The following is a 26356-nucleotide window of genomic DNA, read 5'->3' as shown; positions in this document are numbered from 1 at the left end:
GCAAAACAAAAAAAGAAGAACCATTAGTACATCCTACTAACGCTTCTTCTTTCAATTCTATAAGTTTAAGTACGTAACACCAATTGTTAATGCGAAGAACAATACAGCTAAAACAATTGTAATACGGTTTAATACCGCTTCAATTCCACGTGCTTTTTGCTTACCAAATAATTGCTCTGCACCGCCTGAAATTGCACCTGAAAGGCCTGAGCTATTACTAGACTGCATAAGTACCATAACAATCATTAAAATCGATACAATAATAAGTAAAACGGATAATAACGTATGCACTTGGCGTACCTCCTACAAAGATTCAGTTATTGTAACTGTAGCATAAATTCTATAGAAAAGCGAGAGCTATAGAGGCGCTCTCGCTTTTCTTCCATTACATAAACATCATTGCAAATAACGGTCCGAGCAAACATGTCAAAATGGCTGTTAATGTCATTGTTACCGATCCAATAACACCTTCATGTTCATTATTTTTCATCGCTCTCATCACGCCCATAATATGAGAAGCACATCCAAATCCGATCCCTTTACCAACTGAGTTTGTAACACGGCTCCATTTTAATAAAAGCGGTCCAGTAATTGTTCCAGTAATACCTGCAATAACAACGAAAGCTGCTGTTAATGACGGTACACCACCAACTTGCTCTGAAACACTCATCGCAACTGGCATTGTCACTGACTTTGGTAAAGAAGATAAAATTAAGCTTTTATCTGTTCCCATAAGTGAGGCAATAGCAAAGTCACTTGCAATAGCAACTGTTGTACCTACTAATACACCACCGGCAATCGGTACAACATACTTTTGCAGAACGTGACGTTGTTTATAAAGAGGAATTGCAAATGCTACAACACCGGGTCCGAGCAGTTTTGCAATCCAGCCGCCACCACTTTCCATATAATGTTGATATGGTATATCAAGCACGATCAATAAGAAAGCCATTAATCCTGTTGCTACAAGCATTGGAATGGTGAATGGTGTTGGAAATAATTTATAGATTTTTTTAGATAATTGATATAATAGCACCGTAAAAAGAACCCAACCGATCCCGATTAATATTTGACTCATCGCGACTCTCTTTCCTTTCTATTCGCAAGATATTGTCCTGTATGTCCTGCGACAATAATGATTAAAAATGTACTCGCTACAACTGTAATGAAAAGAGAAATTCCTTTACTCATAAAAAAAGCACCGTAATTCATTAGGCCAAGCGTTGGCGGAATTAATAAAAACGGCATAATAGCAACGAGTGTTTCTGCTCCTAAATCGAACCATTTCACTGGAAGAACTTTTAGGCTAAGTAAAACAAGTAAGAGGAACATTCCAATCAAACTTCCTGGAATCGGAATATTTAACATTTCTTGTAACCAAGTTCCAACCATATAAAAAACGTAAAGAGCAGCAATTTGGACAAGAATCTTTGTAAATTTCATGTTCATCATCCCTCTTGTTTATACGATCTTCTGTTAATATCTTTATCATAGTATAAATTGTAAAAAGCTGCAATTTATCAACTTGACATCAAAAAACGCCTATGTTATACGCTTACAACCTTGATATGACTACATTTCTAAAAGAAAATTAAGTCAAAAACCTTGACCTAATATAAGAAGTTTTTATTTTCTGAATTTTAAAGGTTGTTATTTCAATAAAATAATCTTTTTACCTTTAAGCTTACATATATATAAAGTGAAACTTTAATCAGTGGGGAGTTCTTTATCCCTCACTGATTATCAGCCCTCACCAATCGGACTTTTATGGGCAGCCCGACCCCACCTAAATTCTTTGCTTTCGCTGAATTTTGAGGTGGGGGTCTTACTGCCCATTAAAGTGGGATAAACAAGATAGGTGGTGAACATATGCCCAAAAAAGTTCTTATTTTTTGTGATCCTGGCATTGATGATACGATGGCTCTCCTCTTAGCATTCTTTATCGATGAAATAGAAATCATCGGTATTGTTGCTGATTACGGCAATGTTCCAAAAGAGATGGCCGTACAAAATGCTCATTTTCTTAAGAATGAAACAAGGAATAGAAATATTAAGATATTTGGTGGTTCAGAACGCCCTCTTACTGGTGCCCCGCCTGCTTTTTTTACAGATGTACACGGGAAACAAGGACTTGGGCCAATTATTCCAAATGGGAATGTGACTAACGGAGAAATGGAGAATTTCTTTGAAGTGATTCCTCTTATTGAACAGTATAAAGATGAATTAATTATTGTAAGTTTAGGAAGACTTACCTCTCTAGCAATTTTATTTATCATGTGCAAACAGTTAATGAAACAAATTAAATCTTACTACGTAATGGGCGGTGCCTTTTTACATCCTGGTAATGTCACCCCTATTTCTGAAGCAAACTTTTATGGTGACCCTACTGCCGCTAATATAGTCCTTCAATCCTCACCTAACATGTACATCTATCCATTAAACGTCACCCAATATTCCATCATTACACCAGAAATGGCTGAATATATTGAAGCAAAAGGAAAAGCCCCACTCGTCAAACCGTTATTCGATCATTATTACTACGGCTATTATAAAAATGCTCTACCACATTTAAAGGGTAGCCCCTTCCATGACACAATGCCAATACTCGCTTTACTTGATAACTCTATGTTTACGTATCACAAATCCCCTATCGTTGTCATGACAGAATCCTCTGCACAAGGAGCAAGCATAGGGGAATTTCGTTCTTTAGTGAACCAAAAGCCATTTATTGATTGGCCGGGTCATCAAATTGCAATTGATTTTGATTATAACAGTTTCTTTAAACATTTCATGTCACTTATGACGGGGGAACAATTTTAGCATAAAAAAACAGACCGTGATTTCTCACGGTCTGTCGTTATTTTCTACAATTATCGTTTGATGTTGTAGAAAGATTTGATACCATCGTAAACAGCGATTTCGCCTAGTTCGTCTTCGATGCGTAATAATTGGTTGTACTTAGCAATACGGTCAGTACGGCTCATAGAACCAGTTTTGATTTGGCCAGCGTTAGTTGCAACTGCGATGTCAGCGATTGTAGCATCTTCAGTTTCACCAGAACGGTGAGATACAACTGCTGTGTAACCAGCACGTTTAGCCATTTCGATAGCTTCGAAAGTCTCAGTTAAAGTACCGATTTGGTTAACTTTAATTAAGATTGAGTTAGAGATACCTTTTTCGATACCTTCAGCAAGTTTTTGAGTGTTAGTTACGAATAAATCGTCACCAACTAATTGTACTTTGCTTCCAAGACGCTCAGTTAATAATTTGTGACCATCCCAGTCGTTTTCGTCTAAACCATCTTCGATAGAGATGATTGGGAAGTCTTTGCAAAGCTCTTCGTAGAAATCAACCATTTCTGCAGAAGTTAAGCCAGTACGGCCTTCGCCTGCAAGGTCATATTTACCAGTTTCTTTGTTGTAGAACTCAGAAGAAGCAACGTCCATTCCTAAGAATACGTTCTCGCCAGCTTTGTAACCAGCTTTTTCGATAGCTTCGATGATTACTTCTAATGCTTCACGGTTAGAACCAAGGTTTGGAGCGAATCCACCTTCGTCACCTACTGCAGTGTTAAGACCTTTGTCATGTAATACAGCTTTAAGTGCATGGAATACTTCAGCACCCATACGGATTGATTCTTTGAATGTTGGAGCACCAACTGGTAAGATCATGAACTCTTGGAAGTCTACGTTGTTATCAGCGTGAGAACCACCGTTGATGATGTTCATCATTGGAGTTGGTAATTGTTTTGCATTGAATCCACCAAGGTAACGGTATAATGGAAGACCTACGAAGTCAGCTGCTGCGTGAGCTACTGCCATAGATACACCAAGGATAGCGTTAGCGCCTAGTTTACCTTTGTTTGGAGTGCCATCTAATTCGATCATAGCACGGTCGATACCAGCTTGGTCAGTTACGTCGAAACCAACGATTTCTGGAGCGATAATTTCGTTAACGTTGTTTACTGCGTTAACAACACCTTTACCAAGGTAACGAGATTTGTCACCGTCACGTAATTCTACTGCTTCGTGTTCACCAGTAGATGCACCACTTGGTACGATAGCGCGTCCGAAAGCGCCGCTTTCTGTGTAAACTTCTACTTCTACAGTTGGGTTACCACGAGAGTCAAGGACTTCGCGAGCATAAACATCAATAATTGTTGACATAATAAATTCTCTCCTTTTTATATAAGCAAATTATTTAATAATTGTTTTACCTGTCATTTCTTTCGGTTGCTCAACACCAAGAAGTGTAAGCATAGTTGGAGCGATATCACCTAAGATACCACCTTCACGTAATTCTACGTCGTTCTTAGTAACAATGAAAGGAACCGGGTTAGTTGTATGAGCTGTCATTGGCTCTCCGTCAGAAGTTAATTCTTCGTCAGCATTACCATGGTCAGCAGTAATAAGTGCTACACCATCTTTTGCAAGAATCGCTTCTACAACTTTTCCTAAACATTCGTCAGTTGCTTCTACTGCTTTAATTGTTGGTTCCATCATCCCAGAATGGCCAACCATATCACAGTTCGCAAAGTTAAGAATGATAACATCATGTTTATCATTTTCGATTTCATTTACTAAAGCGTCCGTTACTTCGTAAATGCTCATTTCAGGTTTCAAGTCATACGTTGCAACCTTCGGTGAGTTAATTAAGATACGTTCTTCTCCTGGGAATTCAGCCTCACGACCACCGCTAAAGAAGAATGTAACGTGCGGATACTTTTCAGTTTCCGCGATGCGAAGTTGCTTTAATCCCGCTTGCGCAACAACTTCACCTAAAGTGTTATCAAGGTTCATTGGCTTGAATGCCACGTAACCATCTACTGTTTCACTAAAGTGTGTCATACATACGAATTCTGGAATGTGAGGTACTTTTTCACCACGATCGAACTCACGGAAGTCTTCGTTTGTAAATACACGAGCAATTTGAATTGCACGGTCTGGACGGAAGTTATAGAAGATAACTGCATCATCATCATTGATTGTTGCAACTGGCGTGTTATCTTCGTTAACAATTACAGACGGCAATACGAATTCATCGTAGATACCATTTGCATAAGAGTCTTCTACACACTCTTCTGCTGATTTATAAGTAGGTCCTTCACCATTCACCATAGCACGGTAACATTTTTCTACGCGATCCCAACGCTTGTCACGGTCCATGGAGTAATAACGACCAGAGATAGTCGCGAATTGTCCTACTCCTGTTTCTTTAATTACTTCATTTGTTGCATCGATATAGCTTTGTGCTGTTTTTGGTCCAACATCGCGGCCATCTAAGAATGCATGAATGTATACTTTCTCAACGCCTTCTTTAGCTGCTAAGCGAAGAAGAGCAAACATGTGGTTCATGTGACTGTGCACACCACCGTCAGAAAGTAAACCGAATAAATGAAGTGCAGTACCTTTTTCTTTTACGCTTTTAATTGCACTTTGGAACGTTTCGTTCTTATCGAACTCACCTTCACGAATTGCAACGTTTACGCGTGTTAAGCTTTGATATACAATGCGGCCAGCACCGATATTTAAGTGACCAACCTCAGAGTTACCCATTTGACCTTCTGGAAGACCTACTGCCTCGCCACAAGCTGTAAGCGTTGTGTGAGGGAATTTGTTCCAGTAACCATCAAAATTAGGTTTCTTAGCTTGTGCTACAGCATTCCCGTAAGTTTCTTCACGAAGTCCGAAACCGTCAAGAATAATTAGAGCTGTTGGCTTTCTCATTTTACCGCCTCCAGAAGACCTAAGAACGAAGCAGGCTCTAAGCTAGCACCGCCAACTAAAGCGCCGTCGATGTCAGATTGTGCCATGTACTCTTTAATGTTTTCTGGTTTTACGCTACCGCCGTATTGAATACGAACAGCTTCTGCAGCAGCTGGAGAAACAGCTTCTGCAACAACTTTACGGATGTGCGCACATACTTCGTTTGCATCTGCAGAAGAAGAAGATTTACCTGTACCGATAGCCCAGATTGGCTCATAAGCGATAACAGTTGCTTTAACTTGCTCTTCAGTTAAACCTGCAAGTGCTTTTGTCACTTGACCTGCTACTAGATCAAATGTTTTTCCGCTTTCGCGCTCTTCTAAAGTCTCACCACAACATACGATTGGTGTTAAACCATGTTCAAATGCTGCGATAGTCTTTTTGTTTACTGACTCATCTGTTTCAGCAAACATTTCACGACGCTCAGAGTGGCCAAGTACTACGTAGCCTACTTTTAAGTCGCTAAGTGCTACTGGGCTAATTTCGCCAGTGAATGCACCATTTTTTTCGAAGTGCATGTTTTGTGCACCTACTTGTAAATCAGTTCCTTCAGTCGCTGCTACAAGGCGCTCTAAGAATAGAGCTGGAGAGCAAACTACTGCATCAACAGCTGAAGCTGCTGGGATTTGACCTTTAACTTCCTCTACGAAGCTAACTGCTTCAGATAGAGTTTTATTCATTTTCCAGTTACCTGCGATAATTGGTTTACGCATGCTTTGCACCGTCCTTTTTCTTTGGCTGCTACTTATTTGTCGTTAAGACAAACTACACCTGGAAGCTCTTTACCTTCCATGAATTCTAATGACGCACCGCCGCCAGTAGAAATGTGGCTCATTTTATCAGCCATACCGAATTTTTCAACAGCTGCTGCAGAGTCACCACCGCCGATAACAGAGTATGTACCTTCTGCATCTGCTAATGCTTGTCCTACTGCTTTTGTACCTTGTGAGAATGGAGTCATTTCGAATACACCCATTGGTCCATTCCATACAACAAGCTTAGAGTTTTTAATTACATCTGCATAAATTTCACGTGTTTTAGGACCGATGTCCACGCCTTCCCAGTTAGAAGGGATAGAATCGATATTAACGATTTTAGTTGTTGCAGTTTCAGAGAATTCCTCAGTGATTACAACATCAACTGGCATGTAGAAGTTTACGCCTTTTTCTTTTGCAAGTTGCATAAATTCTTTTGCTAGTTCGATCTTGTCGTCTTCACATAGAGATAGACCAATTTCATGACCTAAAGCTTTAACGAATGTGTAAGCAAGTCCGCCACCGATGATTAAGTTATCTACTTTGTCTAATAGATGACGAATTACACCGATTTTATCTTTTACTTTCGCCCCACCGATGATAGCTGTGAATGGACGATCTGGGTTAGAAAGTGCTTTTCCAAGAACATCTAACTCTTTTTCCATTAGTAAACCAGATACTGCTGGTAGGTAGTCCGCGATACCTGCTGTAGAAGCGTGAGCACGGTGAGCTGCACCGAATGCATCGTTTACGAAGATGTCAGCAAGAGCTGCAAATTCTTTCGCAAGTTCTGCATCGTTCTTTTCTTCGCCCGCATAGAAACGTACGTTTTCAAGAACTAATACGTCGCCTTCGTTCATTGCTGCAACCATTTCTTGTGCAACTGGTCCGAATGCTTCGTCTGCTTTTTTAACGTCTTTACCAAGAAGCTCGCCTAAACGTGCTGCTACTGGAGTAAGACGTAATTCTTCTACTACTTGACCTTTTGGACGGCCTAAGTGGCTTGCTAAAATAACTTTCGCACCTTGCTCTACTAAATATTGAATTGTAGGAAGAGCTGCACGGATACGAGTTTCATCTGTAATTTTGCCTTCTTTCATAGGTACGTTGAAGTCAACGCGGCAAAATACACGCTTACCTTTTAAATCTACGTCACGAATTGATTTTTTGTTCATTGGATTTCCCTCCGACTACTAGTTAGGATTGACAAAACCCACTCAAAAGCTTAACACATTTGCTTTTAAAACGAAAGAAGAGAGAGAGGGAACAAACCCTCTCCCTCGTTTTGTCATTGATAACTTATATAATTAAGAATTAAAGACCTTTTGAAGTCATGTAAGCTGCTAGGTCTACTACGCGGTTAGAGTAACCAGTTTCGTTATCGTACCAAGAAAGTACTTTAACCATGTTACCTTCCATTACCATTGTAGATAATGCATCGATTGTAGAAGAAGCTGTACATCCGTTATAGTCGATAGATACTAATGGCTCTTCGCTGTATCCAAGGATACCTTTTAATTCGCCTTCAGCTGCTGCTTTGAATGCTGCATTTACTTCTTCAACTGTTACTTCTTTGTCAAGTTCAACAACTAGGTCAACTAGAGAAACGTTAGCAGTTGGAACACGTACAGCGCCACCGTTTAATTTACCTTTAAGTTCTGGTAATACTAATGCTACTGCTTTAGCTGCACCAGTAGATGTTGGGATCATGTTTTCAGCTGCTGCACGAGCACGACGTAAATCTTTGTGTGGTAAGTCTAAGATTTGTTGGTCGTTAGTGTAAGAGTGAATTGTTGTCATCATTCCGCGTTTTACGCCGAATTTTTCGTTTAATACTTTAGCGAATGGAGCTAAGCAGTTTGTAGTACAAGAAGCGTTAGATACTACGTTGTGGCTAGCTGCATCGTATTGTTCGTGGTTAACACCCATAACTACAGTGATATCTTCGTCAGAAGCTGGAGCTGAGATGATAACTTTTTTAACTGATCCACCTAAGTGTTTTTCAGCGTCTGCTTTTTTAGTGAAACGGCCAGTAGATTCTACTACGATTTCTACTCCGTAGTCGCTCCATGGTAATTGTGCTGGGTCACGCTCAGCGATAACTTTAATTTCTTTACCGTTAACAACGATGCTGCTTTCGTTAGCAGATACTTCTGCGTTTAAAGTTCCGTGAACTGTGTCATATTTTAAAAGGTGAGCTAAAGTTTTAGCATCTGTTAAGTCGTTGATTGCTACTACTTCTACCTCTGGGTTGTTAAGTGCTGCGCGGAATACGTTACGTCCGATACGTCCAAATCCATTAATACCAATTTTAGTCATTTGAATTTCCTCCTTGGGGGATTATATTAAAGGGTAATACCCTTTGTTAACTGTTTTGCTGCACCTTCATCTGTAATTAGAATTGAAGTGTGCCCTTGTTTAATTACAGCCTGTATTGCCTTTGCCTTTGAAGAACCTCCAGCGACTGCAACAACGTGAGATACATTTTGTAAATCCTCTAGTTGCATACCAACTGTTCTTACTTTATGAACAACATTTCCTTGTTCATTAAAGTAGTAACCGAAAGCTTCGCCAACTGCTTCGCTTGCCTGAATCTTTAACCAATCTGCTTCTGAAGTATTTCTGCGACGTGCCATTGTTAACGCATCACCTATTCCATGAATGACGATATTGGAAGATCGAATCAACTCAAGAACTTCTTTCACGGAAGGCTCTGTCACAATAGACGCATATGCTTCGCTGCTAACATGGTCTGGAACATACAATAAGCGATAATTACTCATCGTATTTTGCGCCATCTTGGCACAAATAGTATTGGCTTCTAACTCGACGCCTTCTCCAATTCCACCACGTGCTGGGACAAATAGCATATGTAAATCTTTGCAATCAAGCTGCATCATGTCCGCAACAGCAGCTAGCGTAGTTCCTCCAGCCACAGCAACGATATTATTCGCTGTCAGACGGTCTTTTATACAAGTCACACAAGCACGGCCCATCTCCAGTTTGACCCAAGGTGATTCATCACTATCACCAGGGACAACGAAAACTTCATCCAAGTCTAATGTTTCCTTAAGTTGCTTTTCTAAAACCTTTAACCCGGAAATTTCTTTCATAAAGTCTTCCAAAGCAAGAACTAAAGCTGTTCCTTCTTCTGTCAAAGTCATTCCAGAAGAAGCGACGTGAACTAAGTTTTGTTCTTTCAAAACTTGAACTTCACTTCGCAATACTCGTTCTGTCATACCGAGACTTGCTGATAAATTTCTTCTTCCAATCGGCTGCATAAGCCTAATGTATTGAAGAATTTGCATTCTCGTTTGCATAACAGGTAGCAGATCAGGTAATAATTTTTTTGTGTTCTGAATCCATGAGCGCATATCTTTTCTCCTCACTACATCGGTTCATTTTCCCTCATGGTCACTTTACGTCCCGTAGTGACATTTTGTGTCCCACATAGGTTAAAAAAATAATCCCTGCTACGTGTATTATTGTAACAGGAGATAGAAACTTATTCAACTCTTAACTGCATTCTTTATATAGTTTATTATGACACCTTTGTGAATGTTACCATATTCTACTTGTTTTCCGTCTATTTCTACAACCGGAATCATTAGATGATATTTTTCTAAAAGGTCATTATCTTCATATATATCTATTTCCTCAATTTGAAAAGAATATTCACATTGTACTTCCTGTAAAACTTGTTTCGCCTTAACGCAAAGGCCACAATCATTTTTTGTATACAGTACAACTTTCATCTTCTTCACCTATCCGATCGTTTTTCGTAATGACGACGCTGGGATGTGCATTTGCTCTCTATACTTCGCCACTGTTCTTCGAGAAATAACGATTTCATGCTCTTCTTCTAACAATTTTGAAATCTTTTGATCTGAAAGTGGCTTTTTCTTATTCTCTGCCTCAACAAGCGTTTGAATAAATTGTTTTACACGCTTTGTAGAGACTGCTTCATCTTCAGTAGTCGAAACGGCATTACTAAAGAACGATTTCATCTCAAATAAACCGTGTGGTGTTTGCACATATTTATTTCGCGTTGCGCGACTAATTGTCGATTCATGCACACTTAACTCTTCAGCTACTTCTTTTAAAGCAAGTGGCTTTAAATACTCCGGACCTTTCCAGAAGAAATCACGTTGTTTTTCCATAATAATGGTCATTACTTGCAAAAGCGTTTGTTTTCTCTGTTTCAAACTACGCATAATCCACTGCACATGCTGATACTTTTCTGAAACGTAAGATGCTACTTCACTTTCACTATTATTAAGAAGCGCACTATATTCAGAATGAATTTCAATTCTCGGCATATTTCTCTCATTCATTTGTAAAACGAGACGATCACCATCTTTTTTCACCGCCATATCAGGCACAATATAAAGTGGTTTATCAGAAGAAAACGCAAGACCTGGTTTCGGCTGTAATGACGTAATACAGTTCACCGCCGATTGCAATTCCTCATTACTACACTTCAACACTTGAACGAGCTTTCGCCAATCTTTCTTCACGAAATAAGCGAAATGGTCTTCTACAACCTCTTCTGCTAATCCATTCCGCCTTTGTAAGCGCTTCAATTGCAAGGTTAGACATTCCTGAATATTACGCGCTCCTACCCCTGCTGGCTCCAGTGATTGGACAAGCTCTACAGAGCGGTCGACTACATGAAGTGGTACGGAAAGAAGATTTGCTAACTCTTCATTCGTTTCTTGTAAATACCCATTTCCATCCATGTTCATAATAATGAAAGAAGCTACTTTTCGCTCTTCTTCCTCTATTTTATAATACTGTATTTGATTTAATAAATGTTGCTGAATCGTTGTAGAATCCACACTGTAGATTTCCATCTGATTCTCGACTTGTTTGCTGGTACTTTTACTTGTGTTAGAGCTCTTTTTCTTCTCCCTCTCAAAACCACCTAACTCAATAAGGGGATTCTCTAACGATTGCTCATACAAAAACTCCGATAATTCTTGTACATTATACTGGAGCATTGTAATCGCTTGCCTTAACTCTTGTGTCATTGCCAAACGTAAGCTTTGTTCTTGTAAAAGACTTGCCTTCAAACTAATCTCCCCCTTGTTTCTATTGTACAATAAGTTTGGTAAAAGGAGAATGCTATCACAGACACCCATTCCAAAATATTATTAATTTATATGTATTAATGAGATTTACAACTTACAACCGAAATTTGAATAATATTGAAAGAAAATATTAAACTTATTTTTTATTACCACGTACTAATAGTAACTTTTAATTTTATATATAACAACATTAAATTTATCTCTTTTCAATCCCAAAATAAAAAGAGCAGTTTAGGTATAGTGACTCTTCACTATGCCTAACTACTCTTTTATGATTACTATTAAGGAAGAAACCTCTTATTTAAAGCTAAGGAACTTTGATTCCTAATTACATAGGAATCATAGAGATAATCGTTCGATTCACTAGACGCTCCTTGAATTCCTCTCATCTCTTCCACAGATAACTCAACTATTTTCTTCGCACTTCTCTCGCCACTACTATCCATCATTTTTTGTTTTCTTTTCGAAAAAAATCTCATTATTTATTCCCCCTACAATTAATTATTTTTTAACAATTGACTAAATTTAAGGCTCTTACCACTTCTTAATACACCTTTTGGATAGACCTTCGCTGCAAACATAGCAATTAAGCTGATGCTAGCCAATAATACAACCATAGATGTAATAATTTCTAAATTCCCAACCGATCCATTAATAATCCTAACTACCATACTAATCGGAGCTGTAAACGGTACATATGATGTCACCCTTGATACTAGCCCTTCAGGGTTATCAAGTACTACTAATAACTCCACCACTAAGCTTCCCATCAATATAAGGGTGATTGGCATCGTTGTTCCGGATAATTCTTCTGGCCTGCTTACCATCGAACCAAACACTGCGAAAAGTGCCGCATAAACGAAGTAACCGAGAACAAAATATAACAAGAAATATGCAGCGTGCTCACCTGTAATCAAATTCACATCAATATTCACTCCAAAAAACGAATCCGACACCTTAAAAATTCCAGATTTAATATATAGCGCCATACTAAGGAAGAAAATAAATAACTGTGTCAAACTAGCAAGACCGACTCCTAAAATTTTCCCGAAAACCATATGGACAGGAGATACTTTTGTGACCATCACTTCCATAACACGTGAGGCCTTCTCTGACGCAACTGCTGTCGCGATAGCATTTCCATATGAAGTGATCGCTAAGTACATAATCGCTACTAATAAATATACTAGTAAGAACGAACTTGTTTCTTCGTTATTTAAGTTTTGTTTTTTCGCTTGCACGTTCATCGTCAGTGATTTCACAGCCTCTTCTGATAACTGTTGTTTAACTACCGCACTTTGAAAATACTGATTTTGTACAAATACCTGTGCACTTTGAATCAACTTCGGATTATCCAGCTTCATAAAGTAATCTAATACTGGTTCAGCGCCCACGCCCTCTTTTAATATAAAGAGCGCTTCGATTTTCTTATCTAACAATTCTTGCTTATATTGATTTAATTTTGTTTCATCTCCTAAAGACCAATCCCATTCCGGAAGAGCTTTACTAAGATTAGATTGATCCACCGTAACATTAGGTGCTTCAGAAATAAATACAACCTTTGCTTTTTCTTTCTCTCCAGAAAACTTTTGTACTAAAGTTGGAAAAGAGAATAAGAATATCCCTCCTCCTATTAATAACAATGTCATCCCAATAAATATTTTCGTCCTCACACGATCCCAGTACGTTTGCCCTAAAACAATCCAGAAATTCCTCATTACTTATGCACCCGCCTTTTCAACAAAGATTTGATGTAAAGAAGGTTCTTTAATAGAAACGTCTCGGATATATTGTTTCGTTTTAATATCTTCAAGCAGCGAAAATGCATCCTCTCCATCATTAACTTTAATCATGAACGTACGATTAACTTTTTCAAAATTGAAATTTTTCTTCTTAAGAATCGGTTCAATATCCCCTTCCGTTTGCAACGTCATATATTTATATTGATAACTTTTCTTAATATCTGACAAGGCACCCGATAATACAATTTGACCGTTTTTCATAATACAAATTTCCTCACAGAACGTTTCTACACTGTCCATTTGATGACTACAAAAGATAATCGTTTTTCTTTGCGCGATTAACTCAAGTACAACATTTTTTAACATCTCTGCATTTACAGGATCCAATCCACTAAATGGCTCATCTAGTATGATGAATTCCGGATTATGCAATATCGCTGAAATCAATTGGATTTTTTGTTGATTTCCCTTTGACAATTCCTCTGTTTTCTTCTTTAAATGTGGTGTCATTTCTAATTTTTCTAGCCACTGTAACGCATGCCTTTTTGCAAGATTTGCTGGCATTCCTTCTAACTTGCCGAAATACACTAATTGCTCCACTACATTCATTTTCGGGTATAATCCACGCTCTTCTGGTAAATAGCCGATAGACAAGTCTTTCTTTGAAAAAGGGCGATTATTCCATAGAATTTGGCCGCTATCCGGTTTGATTAAATCTAAGATCATACGAATTGTTGTCGTCTTACCAGCACCATTCCGGCCCAACATCCCTAAAATTCCACCTTCTTCTACACGTATATTTAAATCATCAACAGCTTTATATTCACCAAATGTTTTATTTAAACCTTGAATTTCAAATGCCATATATAACATCCCCTTTTACTGTTTAATAAAGTAAATAACTGCCATTCCTAAAGCAATTCCGCCAATCATAAGTAAAAACTTTTTAAAATTCATCCCTATCTCTCCCATTTTTTAAAATTTGTATTTCGAAAATCAAGTGCACCCTTCGCATTTACAATGCCTTTTCCAAAGTATTTTTTCCCGTCACCCAATGCCGGTTTAGCCCCCTGATATAACCTCGTTTTAACAAATCCATTACTAGGCTTCAGCCTAAACTTTTCTTTATATTCCGCAATTACAAGTGCAGCTGTAGCAGATACTTTAGGAACTGCTAGACTCGTTCCAATCATCAGCTCATATCCTCTATCAAATCCTAACCATTCACTTAGTTGAGATTGTGGAAGATTTGTAGGATACGTGGTTAATACCATAGCTGTTTCATCTCCCACTTTTTCACTTTCCCACAAAGATCCATAATCTCCTGATGGAGCAGCAATATCAACATTTGTTCCATAATTAGAGTAATAAGATAATCGATCCTCTTTATTTGTTCCCGCAACAGTGACTACCCCCGGTAACCCCCCAGGCATATGAAGTTGCAAGTCGTTTTCATATCCTCTTTGCTTAGCTAATTGAAAAGGATTTGAAATATCGAATCCTTCTGTTCCAGAGGAAGCCACTAGCAAACTCCCTTTACTATTCGCATATTCTATTGCTCTTTTGTAAGCTAAATACACAGCTCCTTCTTCTGGGTCTTTAATGGACTTGTATGTTCCTAAACTTAAATTGATAACATCCATACCATCATTTGCAGCCTCTACAATAGCTTTAATAATCCAACTTGAATCTGCAGAACTACCTTGAAATACTTTATATGGTACAATCCCAATTTTGGGCGCTACCCCCTTTATTTTCCCATCAGCAGCTATTAACCCCGCAATCATTGTTCCATGACCAATATTATCTTCAATTGATTCTACATTCGGAACTAAAATTTTCCCCTGACTAACTATATTTCCCTTTAACGCAGGATGATTTACATCAATCCCACTATCAATAACACCAATCTTTACACTATGATTTCCTTGTTCAATTTTATAGCTCTCCCCATTTTCTGTTACCTTATCGACATCCCATTTCCATTTGCTATAATCGGCCTCTTCTTGTTCTAATTGTGAAGGTGCGTATTTTATTTTATTTGAAGGATTCTTTACTATAGTGGGCGGCTTTAATTCCACTACATCCTCTCTACCTGCTTTTTCAATTATCCCTTTATAATTTTTTAATAAATGCTGCTTCGCTTCTTGTACTCTTTCTAAATTATCACCTTCAATATTCAGCATCTTAATTTCTTTTATTACTTCTAGCTTTAAATCGGGATATTTATCTCTAATTTCCTTTATCATCTCATCCGTATTTTCACCTTGCCTCAATGTAAACACATACGAATTTTCTTTAATTTGATTATGTTTCATTTCTTCAGCGCTTATCGTACTAACTCCAACTATAGGAAGGTTTAATAATAATCCCACAGTAATTCCAGCACCTATTTTCGCTATTGTGTTTCGATATTTAAGCCAATCTTTCACTTTTAATCCCTCCTTTTACTTCCTGAGCTTTTGACAATTGATAATAATATCCTTGCTTCTCAAGTAGCTCTGTATGTGATCCTATCTCTACAATTGCTCCCTTATCCATAACAATAATCTTATCTGCATTCTTAACCGTGCTTAATCTATGTGCAATGACAATCCTTGTACATAACATATCAGTTAAATTCTCATCAATAACTCTTTCAGACAATGTATCGAGTGCACTTGTCGCTTCATCCAATATTAAAATAGATGGGTTTGTTACCAATGCTCTAGCTAATATTAACCTTTGCCTTTGCCCACCAGAGAAGTTAACTCCAAATTCAGATACCATCGTTTGAAAATTTAATGGTAGCATCATAATATCTTCTAATATATTTGCTTGCTTTGATGCCTCAATTACTCCATTTGGAGGTACACCTTTCCTTTGTGCAATAATATTTTCTCCTACCGTTTTGTTAAACAATCTCGCTTCTTGGAAAACAACGCCTATTGATTTCCTTAAAAATTTCAAATTTAACTTTTCACTTTCAATCCCATCAAATCGGATTTTCCCCTTCGTTGGTGTATATAGTCCGAGAAGCATCTTTACAATTGTACTTTTTCCAGAACCGGACGCCCCAACAATTGCGACCTTCTCACCAGCTTTGATTTTAAATGAAACATTCTGAATTGCATCTTCACTGAAATAATTGTGACGATAAGAAACGTTGTCAAACTCAATATCACCATTCAGTTTCTTAATTCCTGAAAATTGATTTACCTCTCTCTCCGATCTCGCATGCATTACATCGTAAATCCGCTGAATATAAGAGCTAATATAAATCAATTCACCATAGCCACTCCCAATGGAAATAATCGGTGTTATAAACGAAATCGCTAACGCGTTAAAGCCGAGTACACTTCCTAATGTCATATTTCCAGCTAGCACCTGTTGTCCACTGAACCAAAGTAGAAACAACGGTAAGATAAATTGAATAGAACCCGCTAATGTATTCATCAATGCCGTCCATATAGATCTCTTCTCTGCATGAATAAGTTGAGAACCAAAGCGTTCTTTCCATTCTTTATACACTTGCTTTTCCAATCCCATAACCTTCACATCACTAATCCCATTAATACTCTCAGACAAAATCCTTTGAACTTGAGCTTGAGCCGAAACCTCTTTATCAGCTAACTTCTTAGAAACAGTCGTGCTCATGACAAGTAAGGCGAATATAACAATCCCAACTGCTAACACAACGAGTCCTAATAAAGTCGAATAACGAAACATGAAGAATAAGTAAGTGAAAAGCAGAATTCCATCTATAAGAAAGGAAATTACCTTAGTAGATAATATTTGTCTAATATATACATTGGAATTTGCTCTAAATAACAGTTCTCCCATGGATCGATTCTCAAAAAAGTTATAAGAAAGACTTAGTAGTTTTTCTATAAAACTTTGCATTAAAGACATATCAATTGCCGTTTGCAATTTCGCTATTAGAAAGCCTCTTAACGAAGCAAATACTTGATAACTTATTAGCAATACTAAAATGCTGTAACCTATCATATTCATATAACTCGGATCTCTCGGAACAATTACGTGGTCAGTCATCCAACTTGTTACAAATGGAATCACCAGCGCAAAAGCCTGAATTATCAAAGAAGCTAATACAATTAAAGCTATTAATTTCTTTTTCCCTAACACAAACGATAAAAAGAATTGCAAATGAGAGACACCTTTTTGTTTTTGAAATGAATCATCTGGTTCCAGTGTTAATACAAATCCAGAATACTTTTCCTCCATTTCTTTTTTAGAGATTTTATTTCTTCCGTAAGCAGGGTCTATAACTATAGCCCCCTTTTTTGTCAATTTCTCCAGAACTACATAATGTTTATGCTCCCAATGGATAACTGCTGGTAATTTAACTTCACTTAAAGCCTCATATTCAGCTTTATATCCTTTTACATGAAAACCATTTTTTCTAGCAATATGCATAAGCTGATATAAAGATGTCCCACCTTTTGGAACACCAAACTCTTCTCGTAATTCAGCTAAAGAAACATGCTTTTCATAAAAACTAAAAATCATCGCTAATGAGGCTAATCCACATTCGCTATGTTCCATCTGCTCTATAAAGGGCACTTTTGCCATTTTTATTCCCCCCTATCTCTTTAACTATTAATCATAGCAACACCCTCATGGTTACCATGATTAAAATTAAATTCAAATGTAATTAATCCTAAAAAATATGCAGCTATTCCAATTTGGACCCTTGAATGTATCTCTAATTTTCTTTTAATTGAGGCTACTAATTCCCCCACCCTCCTTCTACTAATAAATAACTCCCTTGCTATTTCAACATCCTTCAAACCTCGTGCAATCAACACAGCTACTTCTTTTTCTCGATCACTTAAAACTTTCTTCATCATTCTCCTCCTTTATTCTCAATCCATATTAGATTATTTTTTTCTCGTTTATTAAACTGTGTTGTCTTAATCTGTACTCCTATCATATCCTTCTTTTAAACGTTATTGTCCGCAATGCACGTTGTAGTTACCGCAAACCAATTAGCGGGATTCTCCGCAACATCTTCATAAAAAAAACATATCGCATTTGCGATATGCTTAATTGTGAAGATCTCCCTCTTATGTTACAATTGGAATATTCCGAATTTTTACAAAAGGGGAGCTGCGAGTGATTTATTCATTACAAAATGAATTAATTTTGCGTGCAAAAAAACTGGTTTATGGACATTTTTTCGAATCTACATTACGTCAATGTTCTTCAGAATATATTGAATACAAATTCAATGATTCTACTCGTTTTGCCAACATCACTCTCGTACATTATGAAATATTTCAAGATAACCAAAATGAAGAAGAAAAACAATTACTGCTAACAATTATAGAATTACTTATGCTCTCTCTAGATATTATGGATGATATTCAAGATGAAGATTTCTTAGAAGGACCTTGGACAAAACATCCAATTGCCACAAATCTCAATATAATTATGGGATTTTTACTTATTTGTTTGCAAGAAGTTGACAAATCTTCCCTTTCAATTCAAATGAAAAACTGGCTCAAAAACGAAATACACTCTTGTATTTTAAACTCCATTAATGGACAACAGCTAGATCTTAAAAATGAAATCCATTCTGAGAAAGACTATATTGATATGGTAACTCACAAATCTGGGTATCTAATTAAACTTGCATGCTTATTAGGAACAGGGAATATTAACCCTATCCAGCGTTCTTTAATTGAAAACTACGCAATATGTATAGGCGTTATTAATCAAATAAAAAACGATATGCGTGATATTATGCAATGGGATAAGAAAAATGATTTTCTTAATTTAAAGAAAACTTTACCAATACTATATTATTTAAATAGTAAAAATGATAACTTTATACTTATAAAAAAATTCTTTAATCAGGAGATACAATATAACGAATTAAATAATCAAACATTAGAAACTTTAAAACACATATTACTATACGGTGGATCGATGGAGTATTGCTCTGTTATGCAAAACCTATATGTATACAAATGTCAAAGATACATCGAACAACTTTCAATCAGTCAAGCAAATAAGGATAGGTTAATTGATACTCTAATTTAGTTTACTTCCATGTCTCAGCAGCTTTACTAAGTAAAGTCGATTTATCTAAAGTACCTAATATAATTTCTAATTCTTGTTTTGATATACCATCAATGGCTATGGTTCCTTGACTACACACATTTTTAAATTGAATATCTTCTAATATACGTTCAACTAATTCCCTAATCATATATCGTTCACCCCACCAATTTTTATAGCTTTATATTATTACATATTCTTTTGCTATTATCCGCAATCCTATTGCGGGATTCCGAAATTATATATGATAGTGAGGTATTTCTAGCAATGATTAAACAACGTCCAATTTATTTCGTAATTTCATTAATAATTTTTTACTTAATCATACAAAGTTACATCCTCTACAAATTTTATCAGCCTTACAGTGGCATTATCGCTTCTAAAGAAAACGAGAAGACATATACAATCAGTCAAATTGATACGTCGGGTTGGGCTGCAAAAACAGCATTAAAAGTAGGCGATGAAATCTACAAAGTAGATGGGGAGAATCCTTATTTAGGGGTTTTCAAGCGGTACCAAAATCAATTTTTAAATGCAACCGAAATTCAATCTATAAAGAATGATAAGATTTCTACTTATAGTACAGCAGCTACTTCAGACAACGAAGAGCTACTTATTACATTATATCTACCAATGATTTTTTCTCTAACCATTCTAAGCTTATGTTTTATTCTCTATAGAAATAAAGCTATAAGGCGAGAAGAGCGTTATTTTATGCTTTTTTTATTAGCAACCTCTATTAGCCTTTCCGCCTCTTCTATATCTAGTAAATCTGATTTTGGCGGACTCTTGATTATAAGTATCTCTTTTCAAAGTGTATCTTTATTTCTTACTTTATTTTTATATCAGCTGTTTAAGCGGAAGGAAATTATTATTATACATAAAAATTTGGTTAGATTTCACATTTGTCTATACATGACCGTTGTTACTACTGGCTTATTATCCGTTACCTTTTTTCCAAATTTGCAACAAGTCTCTGCTTACACAGATTTAGCTTATTTATGCTTTAGTATTCTTTTAAGTGTATATTTTCTTTTAAAAGGATACATAAAATATAGAAATACTTTACACAGACCTTTTTTTAAATTTATGTTAGTTATCCAATGTATTTCTTTCGGGCCATTTATCATGCTATATGCGCTTCCAAGGATATTATTAAATGCAGCCATGATTAGAGCTGATATTGCAGCCTTATTCCTATTTTGCATTCCAATTGGCTACTTTTATTTAATATTAACAAAGCAAATCTTTGATATTGATTTTATGTTTGATCGTGTTCGTTACTACTCTATGCTTTCATTAATTCCAACTATCATTATTACATTAATTATAAGCTGGGGTATTAATCCTGACGAACGCTTCTTAATTAGACTCATGCAAAATTTTATTATCATTTTCCCTTTAAACATACTGTTTCTTGTAATAAAGGAACGATTAGATTTCACATTTCGCAATCAATTATTCAGAAACAAAACCAATCTACATGTAAGTATTGATCAGTTCGCACAACAACTTTCTTCCATTATGAAAGTAAAAGATTTAGAGAAGAAATTTATGAATGAAATTATCTCCCTACTAAAACCGTGTTTTATACAATTTATTGAATTTGATATAAAACAAAATACATATAATTGTTATAAGAGTTACGGGGAAACAGAAAAATTTAATCTTTCGAAAAAGAAACAATGGGGAATGGAATCGGGATATATAAATGATTTATTAGAAGATGACGGATGTATCGGTATTTATTTATATTCTACTCAAAATACAAAGCATTACATTTGGGTTGGAAATAAAACCAACAATATTAAATTTAATATCAATGAAAAGACTTGGTTTATCGCTATCGTCAAATATGTACGTCTCGTTTATGAAAACCTAAATTCAGTTAACCAAATCATTCAATCTTTAGAAAAAGAAAGCCTAGCAAATAAAACACACTCAGCAACTCTTTCACGCCTACTATTTCAAATCTCAGAGACTGAAAGGCGTCGACTCGCTGCAGATCTTCACGACGCTGCCCTGCAAGACCAAATTGTCTGGTATCGTAAACTAGAAACCGTATTAAAAGAGCATACTGTACCAGGTGAATTGCAGGGACAATTAGAAAAAATAAAATTCGGTATGTTAGATGTTATTCAACAAATTCGTGACACTTGTAATGAATTAAAACCTGCTCTTCTATCTGAAATTGGTCTTATAGGTGCGCTTAAAGAGCTATTAGCACAAATGCAACTACGTACTAATTTCCGAATTCAATTTGAATACGACTCAATACAGGAGAATCATTACGAATTTGATAAAATTCTATCTATTTATCGTATTATCCAAGAATTATTAAACAATGCTGATAAGCACTCTAATGCAACTTTAATTAATATATTCTTATGGGAGGAGAATAATTGTATTTATCTAGATTATCGTGATAACGGCATCGGCTTTAATACACAAGTCCCCTATTCTTCAAATAAACATATGGGTTTATCTGGGATTAAAGGGCGTGTTCAAGGAATAGGAGGCGAAATTCAACTTATTTCAGAAATTGGAAATGGACTACAAGTAAATATTACTATACCGAGGTGAATAAAATGATACACGTTTTGATTGTAGACGATCACCAAATAGTTGGTGAAGGCACAAAAAATATGATCGAATTAGAAGCAGATATTCAGGCAACATACATTTTAAACGAACAGGAAGCAATTTCTCAAAGTTCAAAAACACCTTTTGACATATATCTTTTAGACATGAACATGCCTAATTATAGTGGACTTGATGTGGCTCAAAAACTTTTACACATACAACCAGATGCAAAAATCATTCTCTACACAGGCTTCGAATATTTATCTCAATTTAATTTATTAATAGATTCTGGTATTAGCGGTATTGTTAGCAAATCAGCATCACAACAAGAGTTATTAATGGCTATTCGTGCTGTCTTAAATGGGTATACTTTAATCCCAATTTCTCTATTGCGACAACTTCGAGTTGAAGATATGACTGTTGATAACTTAGATACGAAAAGAGCATCAAGCCATGTTACAATTACACAAAAAGAATTAGAAATTCTTGAATCCATTGCGAAAGGAAAAAGTAATAAACAAATTGCAGATGAATTATATATGAGTTCTAGGGCTGTTGAATATAATTTAACGAAACTATTTAAAAAGTTCAAGGTGAGTTCTCGTTCTGAAGCGCTAGCTGAAGCTGTTCGAAAAGGTATAATAAATGTAAATGTATAATAAAGACATTCTACCAAAAGGTAGAATGTCTTTTCATTTATCCTTTTACATTTTCTAATGTCATAACAGATGGAATTTCATTCGGTTGTAATAGTCTTAATAACTGCATACCAACTCCTGCTATTCCTACAAACATGCCGAATGATTGAATATCATCTGGTGCATCACATTGATAACTACCTGTTTCTCTATAATTATTAATAACTTGTATGCCAATTTGTATCGCCTGTTCATACAATTCTTTATTACCATATAACTGTGAAACAGCCAATAGTAATTCCGTGTCCCCCATATTCCCATGGCATAATGTATCATTATTTTTAAATCCATACTTTCGTACATTATCTACAGCTACTCGAATTTCTTCGTCCATTTCTACATCTTCTTCATAGCTTCTTACTAAAACCCTGCTCAATCCTATTCCGGTGGAACCGTGGCACCATTGATGTAAGCACTTCTTCTCACTCTCTCTCGTGTCTTTCCACGCACTTTCTTCTTTATCAAACAATGATCGATCATAAGCAAGCGCTTTTTTAGCTAAATCAATATATTCTTGATTCCTATTCATAATCCCCGAACGCCATAAGCTCCAAGCGATACCACTCGTTCCATGAGAAAAACCACCTAAATAACTGTTAGTATGTTTATTCTTCCACGCTACTCCATTTTCTAATATTGATACATTTTCCGCCAAATGCTTACTATACATATCAGCAAGATCTAAATAATCTTGATCCTTTGTCATTTCAAATACATTAAGGGCCACTTGAATAACTCCCGCTGAGCCACTTAACAAATCAAACTCTTCTTCTTCTTTGAGCCTTTCTTTTAATTCTACTTTTATTTCTTCTAAAAAATCCTGATATTCTTTTCTAGGACTTATAGATTGAAAATGTGCTAATGGATATAACAATGAATATTTACCCAAGAAGGTCGATAGCAGCCCCTTCGCTTTCGATAAAGGGTTCATCGCTGATTTCAACGCCTTATGAGCAACCTCTAAATATTTTTCGTTTCCTGTAACTTTATTTAGATACAATAAGAATAGTGCTACGCCACCTAAACCGTCATATAAATTTTGTTTCATAGGGGCAACATACCACTTGTCGTGAATAACATTTGCTTGTAACCATGAAGCTGTTGTTTTATCATCAGATAATACTACATTCTCTACTAAAGACTCTCCGATATTTATTGCTTCCTGCAAGATTGTCTCCTGATGATTTTCTAATAATTCACTTCTGTAACTCTCTTTCCTTCTCACTTTAATATCAATTTCTCTATTTCCCTGTATTGCCAACTTCAGCCATCCTCGTTGCTTTTCCAATTCCTTCTCATCAAAATGATAAATTCTATTATATACTTGCTCATAACCGCTCTCCTTAAAAAAATCTTCCATCTTTTCACCTGTACTACTATATAGATCTCGTGAATCTGTAAAAGTCGTAAATATAGGAACATCCGCACGTAATAAGTCTTGAATCTCATGAATGACTAGTTCCTTATTTTCATATGGGTAATACCATACTCTTTCAAATAATTGTTCCAATAAAATTGAATCTCTCATATAGTCTGGATGTGTAGACTCTTGTAGGAAATTACAATATTGTTGAGTAGCCCTAGCAACAATGCGAATTTTATTTTCTTTAAATGTAATTAAAGGTCCTCTTTCTGATAAAATCTCATCCTTATACTCAATAAAAAATTTACACATTTCCTGAAAACCATCAATAATAAAGTTCAAATAATCCTCTACATAAATCTCTTCTACTCCAAGTTTCGGTAGATTTTTAGCACTTTGACTTTTGGCTTCTTTCATAGTAAATTCCATTTCATCTTTACTATTTTGATTTAAAGCCAACACCTTAAACGGCAAATCTTGCTCTTTTCCATTTAAAGCACTTAAATCGATACCTTTTCCATCGATATTTTGAAACATAGCTTGCGGCAGCAATCCAGATCCTATCACTGAGTCGCTTTGTTCATATTTCAATTTTACTTCCGCACTATCTGGAAAATTCAGTTTTGGATATTGATGAAAAATCGTCTCCGAATCAATAATGTATGGATACTCTCCATGAGCAATTATATTTTCAAAATGCAAATCCGCACCCTTTAACATATGCATTAAACCAATCAACTTACCAAAACGTGAATAGTAGCGCTCTACCTCTTCTTTAGAAGAACACGGTTTATACAATATTTTCTCTTCCCATCCATATTCACCACAGTCTAAAACTTTATATGATGGAAGTTGTATACTTCCACTTACCTCATTCATCCATTCTAAAAACGCATGGTACGATTTCGTAATTTCCATAGACTTTGGCTTATATAAAATTTCTTTACCTGAAGAGAATACAAGCTGAACAACCGTTTTTCCTTCTTGATGTGTATCTCCTAATCCAACCTTAATTTCGCTTAATGACGCATCCTGCAATTGAAATTCTTTTTGTAATTGTAGCCAATTTTCATTCAAACGAAATAGTAACATTTGAACATTTTGTATAAAATACTCTGTTCTCAAAATTAACCTTCGCGTTAATGTTGCGTATTCCTCATAGAACGCAATTAAATTCTCCTTATTCCTAGCTTTCTCTCTGACAAAGGAAAGAAATCGCTCTTCTGGAGTCTCCCCTATCAGTTCCTCCCTTAGTTTTGCAATATTAAATTCTAAGACTAGTGAGCGCACCGCATTATTTAATAACTCTTCTACTAAAGATCGTACTAGCATTTCTTTAATTTCTTCATGCTCATAACATATCTTATTTAATCTATATTTCAACGAACTATCTATCATTTCGGCTGCATAAAGTGCAAACGGCCTAACAAATTCTATAAACCCTAAATCTTCCTCTGCACTTAATGGCTTACTATCACACAACTCTATTCCCATTTCTAACACGCGCAAATTCACATGTTCATTTAATTCATCTATATATAAATGCTCTTTGGATTCAGGAATTTTCTCAATTAAACTCGCAAAATCTTCTTTTGTCATTTCATTCATCTTTAATTTAAAATCAAAATCAGCTTTATTACTTCTAAACATTTTATCTATCCATTTATTTAATTGGGCCAAATTTAAATCTTCCGATAATAATAAATCTCTTCTACTCATTAGCGTTTTATAACGCTCTTTCAAATTAAGACTCTTCGCAAATGCCTTTTCATTTATATATGAGTGAATTAACATAATAATTTAATCCCCTTCCTTATTTTAAAATCCATATTCCAATAAATCGGTCCCCCTTCAGGAGAAACAGATTCCAACATTCGATTTTTCACATTCGAATATTGGAATCTGTTTCATTCAAAAGGAGATGAACACCCCTTTCGAATGAAACCTATCTACTTACAAATTTTAATTGATGCCGTTATTCCTATAATGACTCCCACACAAAGCGGTGTTGTTTCTGGTTGTACATCTGATGCCCCTTGAATTTCCGCTAGTTCTTCTTCGCTTAATTCATTTAACGCTTTTCCAGATGGGTGGTTTGGTAAATCTTTTAACTTCTCTCTTACTTGTGGATCTTTCCACGCTTCTACTAACTCTTCTTTTGTGAACTTGTATCCTTTTGACATTTCATTCATCCTCTCGTTTTGGTTTTTTATTTTATTTACAAATCTTAATTGACGTTGTTAACCCGATAATGACTCCCACACAAAGTGGTGTTGTTTCTGGTTGTACATCTGATG

Annotated in this window: 24 protein-coding genes; 4 read left to right on the top strand and 20 right to left on the bottom strand. The window is 36.0% G+C overall.

From position 1 onward, the window contains the following. Positions 1-57 precede the first annotated feature (57 nt). From secG to PDQ40_RS25790, 3 genes are all read right to left on the bottom strand, one after another. Entirely contained in the window at positions 58-291 is a 234-nt protein-coding gene (gene secG / locus PDQ40_RS25800) for a preprotein translocase subunit SecG (protein ID WP_000557262.1), read from the bottom strand. A gap of 94 nt (positions 292-385) precedes the next feature. Continuing rightward, on the bottom strand, positions 386-1078 hold the full coding sequence (locus tag PDQ40_RS25795) for an LrgB family protein (RefSeq protein ID WP_000078306.1): 693 nt from the start codon (positions 1076-1078) through the stop codon (positions 386-388). After that, positions 1075-1443 (bottom strand): CidA/LrgA family holin-like protein, encoded by a 369-nt coding sequence (locus PDQ40_RS25790; RefSeq protein ID WP_042511855.1) that lies wholly within the window; start codon positions 1441-1443, stop codon positions 1075-1077. The genes PDQ40_RS25795 and PDQ40_RS25790 overlap by 4 nt, the downstream gene beginning before the upstream one ends. Positions 1444-1869: 426 nt before the next feature. Between PDQ40_RS25790 and PDQ40_RS25785 the strand changes: the two genes are divergently transcribed. Continuing rightward, positions 1870-2820 (top strand): nucleoside hydrolase, encoded by a 951-nt coding sequence (locus PDQ40_RS25785; RefSeq protein WP_001125027.1) that lies wholly within the window; start codon positions 1870-1872, stop codon positions 2818-2820. 50 nt (positions 2821-2870) lie between these two features. Here the strand turns inward: PDQ40_RS25785 and eno are convergent, their stop codons facing one another. From eno to PDQ40_RS25715, 14 genes are all read right to left on the bottom strand, one after another. After that, positions 2871-4166, bottom strand: coding sequence for a phosphopyruvate hydratase (eno, locus tag PDQ40_RS25780; RefSeq protein WP_000103957.1), 1296 nt, complete (start codon positions 4164-4166; stop codon positions 2871-2873). Positions 4167-4196: 30 nt separating this feature from the next. Further along, complete coding sequence (gene gpmI / locus PDQ40_RS25775; RefSeq protein ID WP_001231150.1) at positions 4197-5726, bottom strand: 2,3-bisphosphoglycerate-independent phosphoglycerate mutase; 1530 nt, start codon at positions 5724-5726, stop codon at positions 4197-4199. Continuing rightward, positions 5723-6478, bottom strand: a complete 756-nt coding sequence (gene tpiA / locus PDQ40_RS25770) for a triose-phosphate isomerase (RefSeq protein WP_001231036.1) — start codon at positions 6476-6478, stop codon at positions 5723-5725. Before tpiA ends, gpmI begins: the two co-directional genes overlap by 4 nt. Positions 6479-6510: 32 nt before the next feature. Then, positions 6511-7695, bottom strand: coding sequence for a phosphoglycerate kinase (locus PDQ40_RS25765; RefSeq protein WP_001036343.1), 1185 nt, complete (start codon positions 7693-7695; stop codon positions 6511-6513). Positions 7696-7834: 139 nt separating this feature from the next. Continuing rightward, positions 7835-8839, bottom strand: a complete 1005-nt coding sequence (gap, locus tag PDQ40_RS25760; RefSeq protein WP_000161231.1) for a type I glyceraldehyde-3-phosphate dehydrogenase — start codon at positions 8837-8839, stop codon at positions 7835-7837. 26 nt (positions 8840-8865) lie between these two features. Further along, the gene (cggR, locus tag PDQ40_RS25755) at positions 8866-9894 is read right to left on the bottom strand and encodes a gapA transcriptional regulator CggR (RefSeq protein WP_001258187.1); all 1029 of its coding nucleotides are present in this window, start codon (positions 9892-9894) and stop codon (positions 8866-8868) included. Positions 9895-10029: 135 nt separating this feature from the next. Continuing rightward, a complete protein-coding gene (locus PDQ40_RS25750) occupies positions 10030-10275 on the bottom strand; it encodes a glutaredoxin family protein (protein ID WP_000869738.1) in 246 nt (81 codons plus the stop codon). Between the two features lie 9 nt (positions 10276-10284). Beyond that, the gene (gene rpoN / locus PDQ40_RS25745) at positions 10285-11592 is read right to left on the bottom strand and encodes an RNA polymerase factor sigma-54 (RefSeq protein WP_000647985.1); all 1308 of its coding nucleotides are present in this window, start codon (positions 11590-11592) and stop codon (positions 10285-10287) included. A 299-nt stretch (positions 11593-11891) separates the two neighbouring features. Further along, a complete protein-coding gene (locus PDQ40_RS25740; RefSeq protein ID WP_001210631.1) occupies positions 11892-12089 on the bottom strand; it encodes a hypothetical protein in 198 nt (65 codons plus the stop codon). An 18-nt stretch (positions 12090-12107) separates the two neighbouring features. Continuing rightward, positions 12108-13328: an ABC transporter permease gene (locus PDQ40_RS25735; protein ID WP_001243603.1), complete on the bottom strand. Its 1221-nt coding sequence runs from the start codon at positions 13326-13328 to the stop codon at positions 12108-12110. Positions 13329-13331: 3 nt separating this feature from the next. Then, positions 13332-14216 carry an ABC transporter ATP-binding protein gene (locus tag PDQ40_RS25730; protein ID WP_000863488.1) on the bottom strand — a complete coding sequence of 295 codons (885 nt, stop codon included), beginning with the start codon at positions 14214-14216 and terminating at the stop codon, positions 13332-13334. Between the two features lie 95 nt (positions 14217-14311). Then, entirely contained in the window at positions 14312-15784 is a 1473-nt protein-coding gene (locus tag PDQ40_RS25725) for a S8 family peptidase (protein ID WP_000656162.1), read from the bottom strand. Continuing rightward, positions 15768-17924 carry a peptidase domain-containing ABC transporter gene (locus tag PDQ40_RS25720; RefSeq protein WP_001151547.1) on the bottom strand — a complete coding sequence of 719 codons (2157 nt, stop codon included), beginning with the start codon at positions 17922-17924 and terminating at the stop codon, positions 15768-15770. The genes PDQ40_RS25725 and PDQ40_RS25720 overlap by 17 nt, the downstream gene beginning before the upstream one ends. Positions 17925-17944: 20 nt before the next feature. After that, positions 17945-18199: a response regulator transcription factor gene (locus PDQ40_RS25715; RefSeq protein ID WP_000757186.1), complete on the bottom strand. Its 255-nt coding sequence runs from the start codon at positions 18197-18199 to the stop codon at positions 17945-17947. A gap of 268 nt (positions 18200-18467) precedes the next feature. Here PDQ40_RS25715 and PDQ40_RS25710 point away from each other — a divergent pair, with 268 nt between their 5' ends. Further along, positions 18468-19397, top strand: coding sequence for a polyprenyl synthetase family protein (locus tag PDQ40_RS25710; protein ID WP_000640555.1), 930 nt, complete (start codon positions 18468-18470; stop codon positions 19395-19397). Position 19398: 1 nt separating this feature from the next. On the opposite strand, the gene PDQ40_RS25705 is transcribed toward PDQ40_RS25710, so the two are convergent. Further along, on the bottom strand, positions 19399-19566 hold the full coding sequence (locus tag PDQ40_RS25705; protein ID WP_000617613.1) for a hypothetical protein: 168 nt from the start codon (positions 19564-19566) through the stop codon (positions 19399-19401). 116 nt (positions 19567-19682) lie between these two features. Here PDQ40_RS25705 and PDQ40_RS25700 point away from each other — a divergent pair, with 116 nt between their 5' ends. After that, the gene (locus PDQ40_RS25700; protein WP_000595468.1) at positions 19683-21998 is read left to right on the top strand and encodes a sensor histidine kinase; all 2316 of its coding nucleotides are present in this window, start codon (positions 19683-19685) and stop codon (positions 21996-21998) included. Positions 21999-22003: 5 nt separating this feature from the next. Then, positions 22004-22657 (top strand): response regulator, encoded by a 654-nt coding sequence (locus tag PDQ40_RS25695; RefSeq protein ID WP_000582193.1) that lies wholly within the window; start codon positions 22004-22006, stop codon positions 22655-22657. 37 nt (positions 22658-22694) lie between these two features. Here PDQ40_RS25695 and PDQ40_RS25690 read toward each other — a convergent pair whose 3' ends face one another. Together PDQ40_RS25690 and PDQ40_RS25685 are read right to left on the bottom strand one after the other, a co-directional pair. Next, positions 22695-25853 (bottom strand): type 2 lanthipeptide synthetase LanM family protein, encoded by a 3159-nt coding sequence (locus tag PDQ40_RS25690; protein WP_000905307.1) that lies wholly within the window; start codon positions 25851-25853, stop codon positions 22695-22697. A 155-nt stretch (positions 25854-26008) separates the two neighbouring features. Then, the gene (locus tag PDQ40_RS25685; protein ID WP_000033705.1) at positions 26009-26242 is read right to left on the bottom strand and encodes a mersacidin family lantibiotic; all 234 of its coding nucleotides are present in this window, start codon (positions 26240-26242) and stop codon (positions 26009-26011) included. Positions 26243-26356 lie beyond the last annotated feature (114 nt).

This window comes from Bacillus cereus group sp. Bc061 (assembly GCF_027715825.1).
GTDB lineage: Bacteria > Bacillota > Bacilli > Bacillales > Bacillaceae_G > Bacillus_A > Bacillus_A paranthracis.
This window is presented reverse-complemented; position numbering and strand designations above follow the sequence as displayed.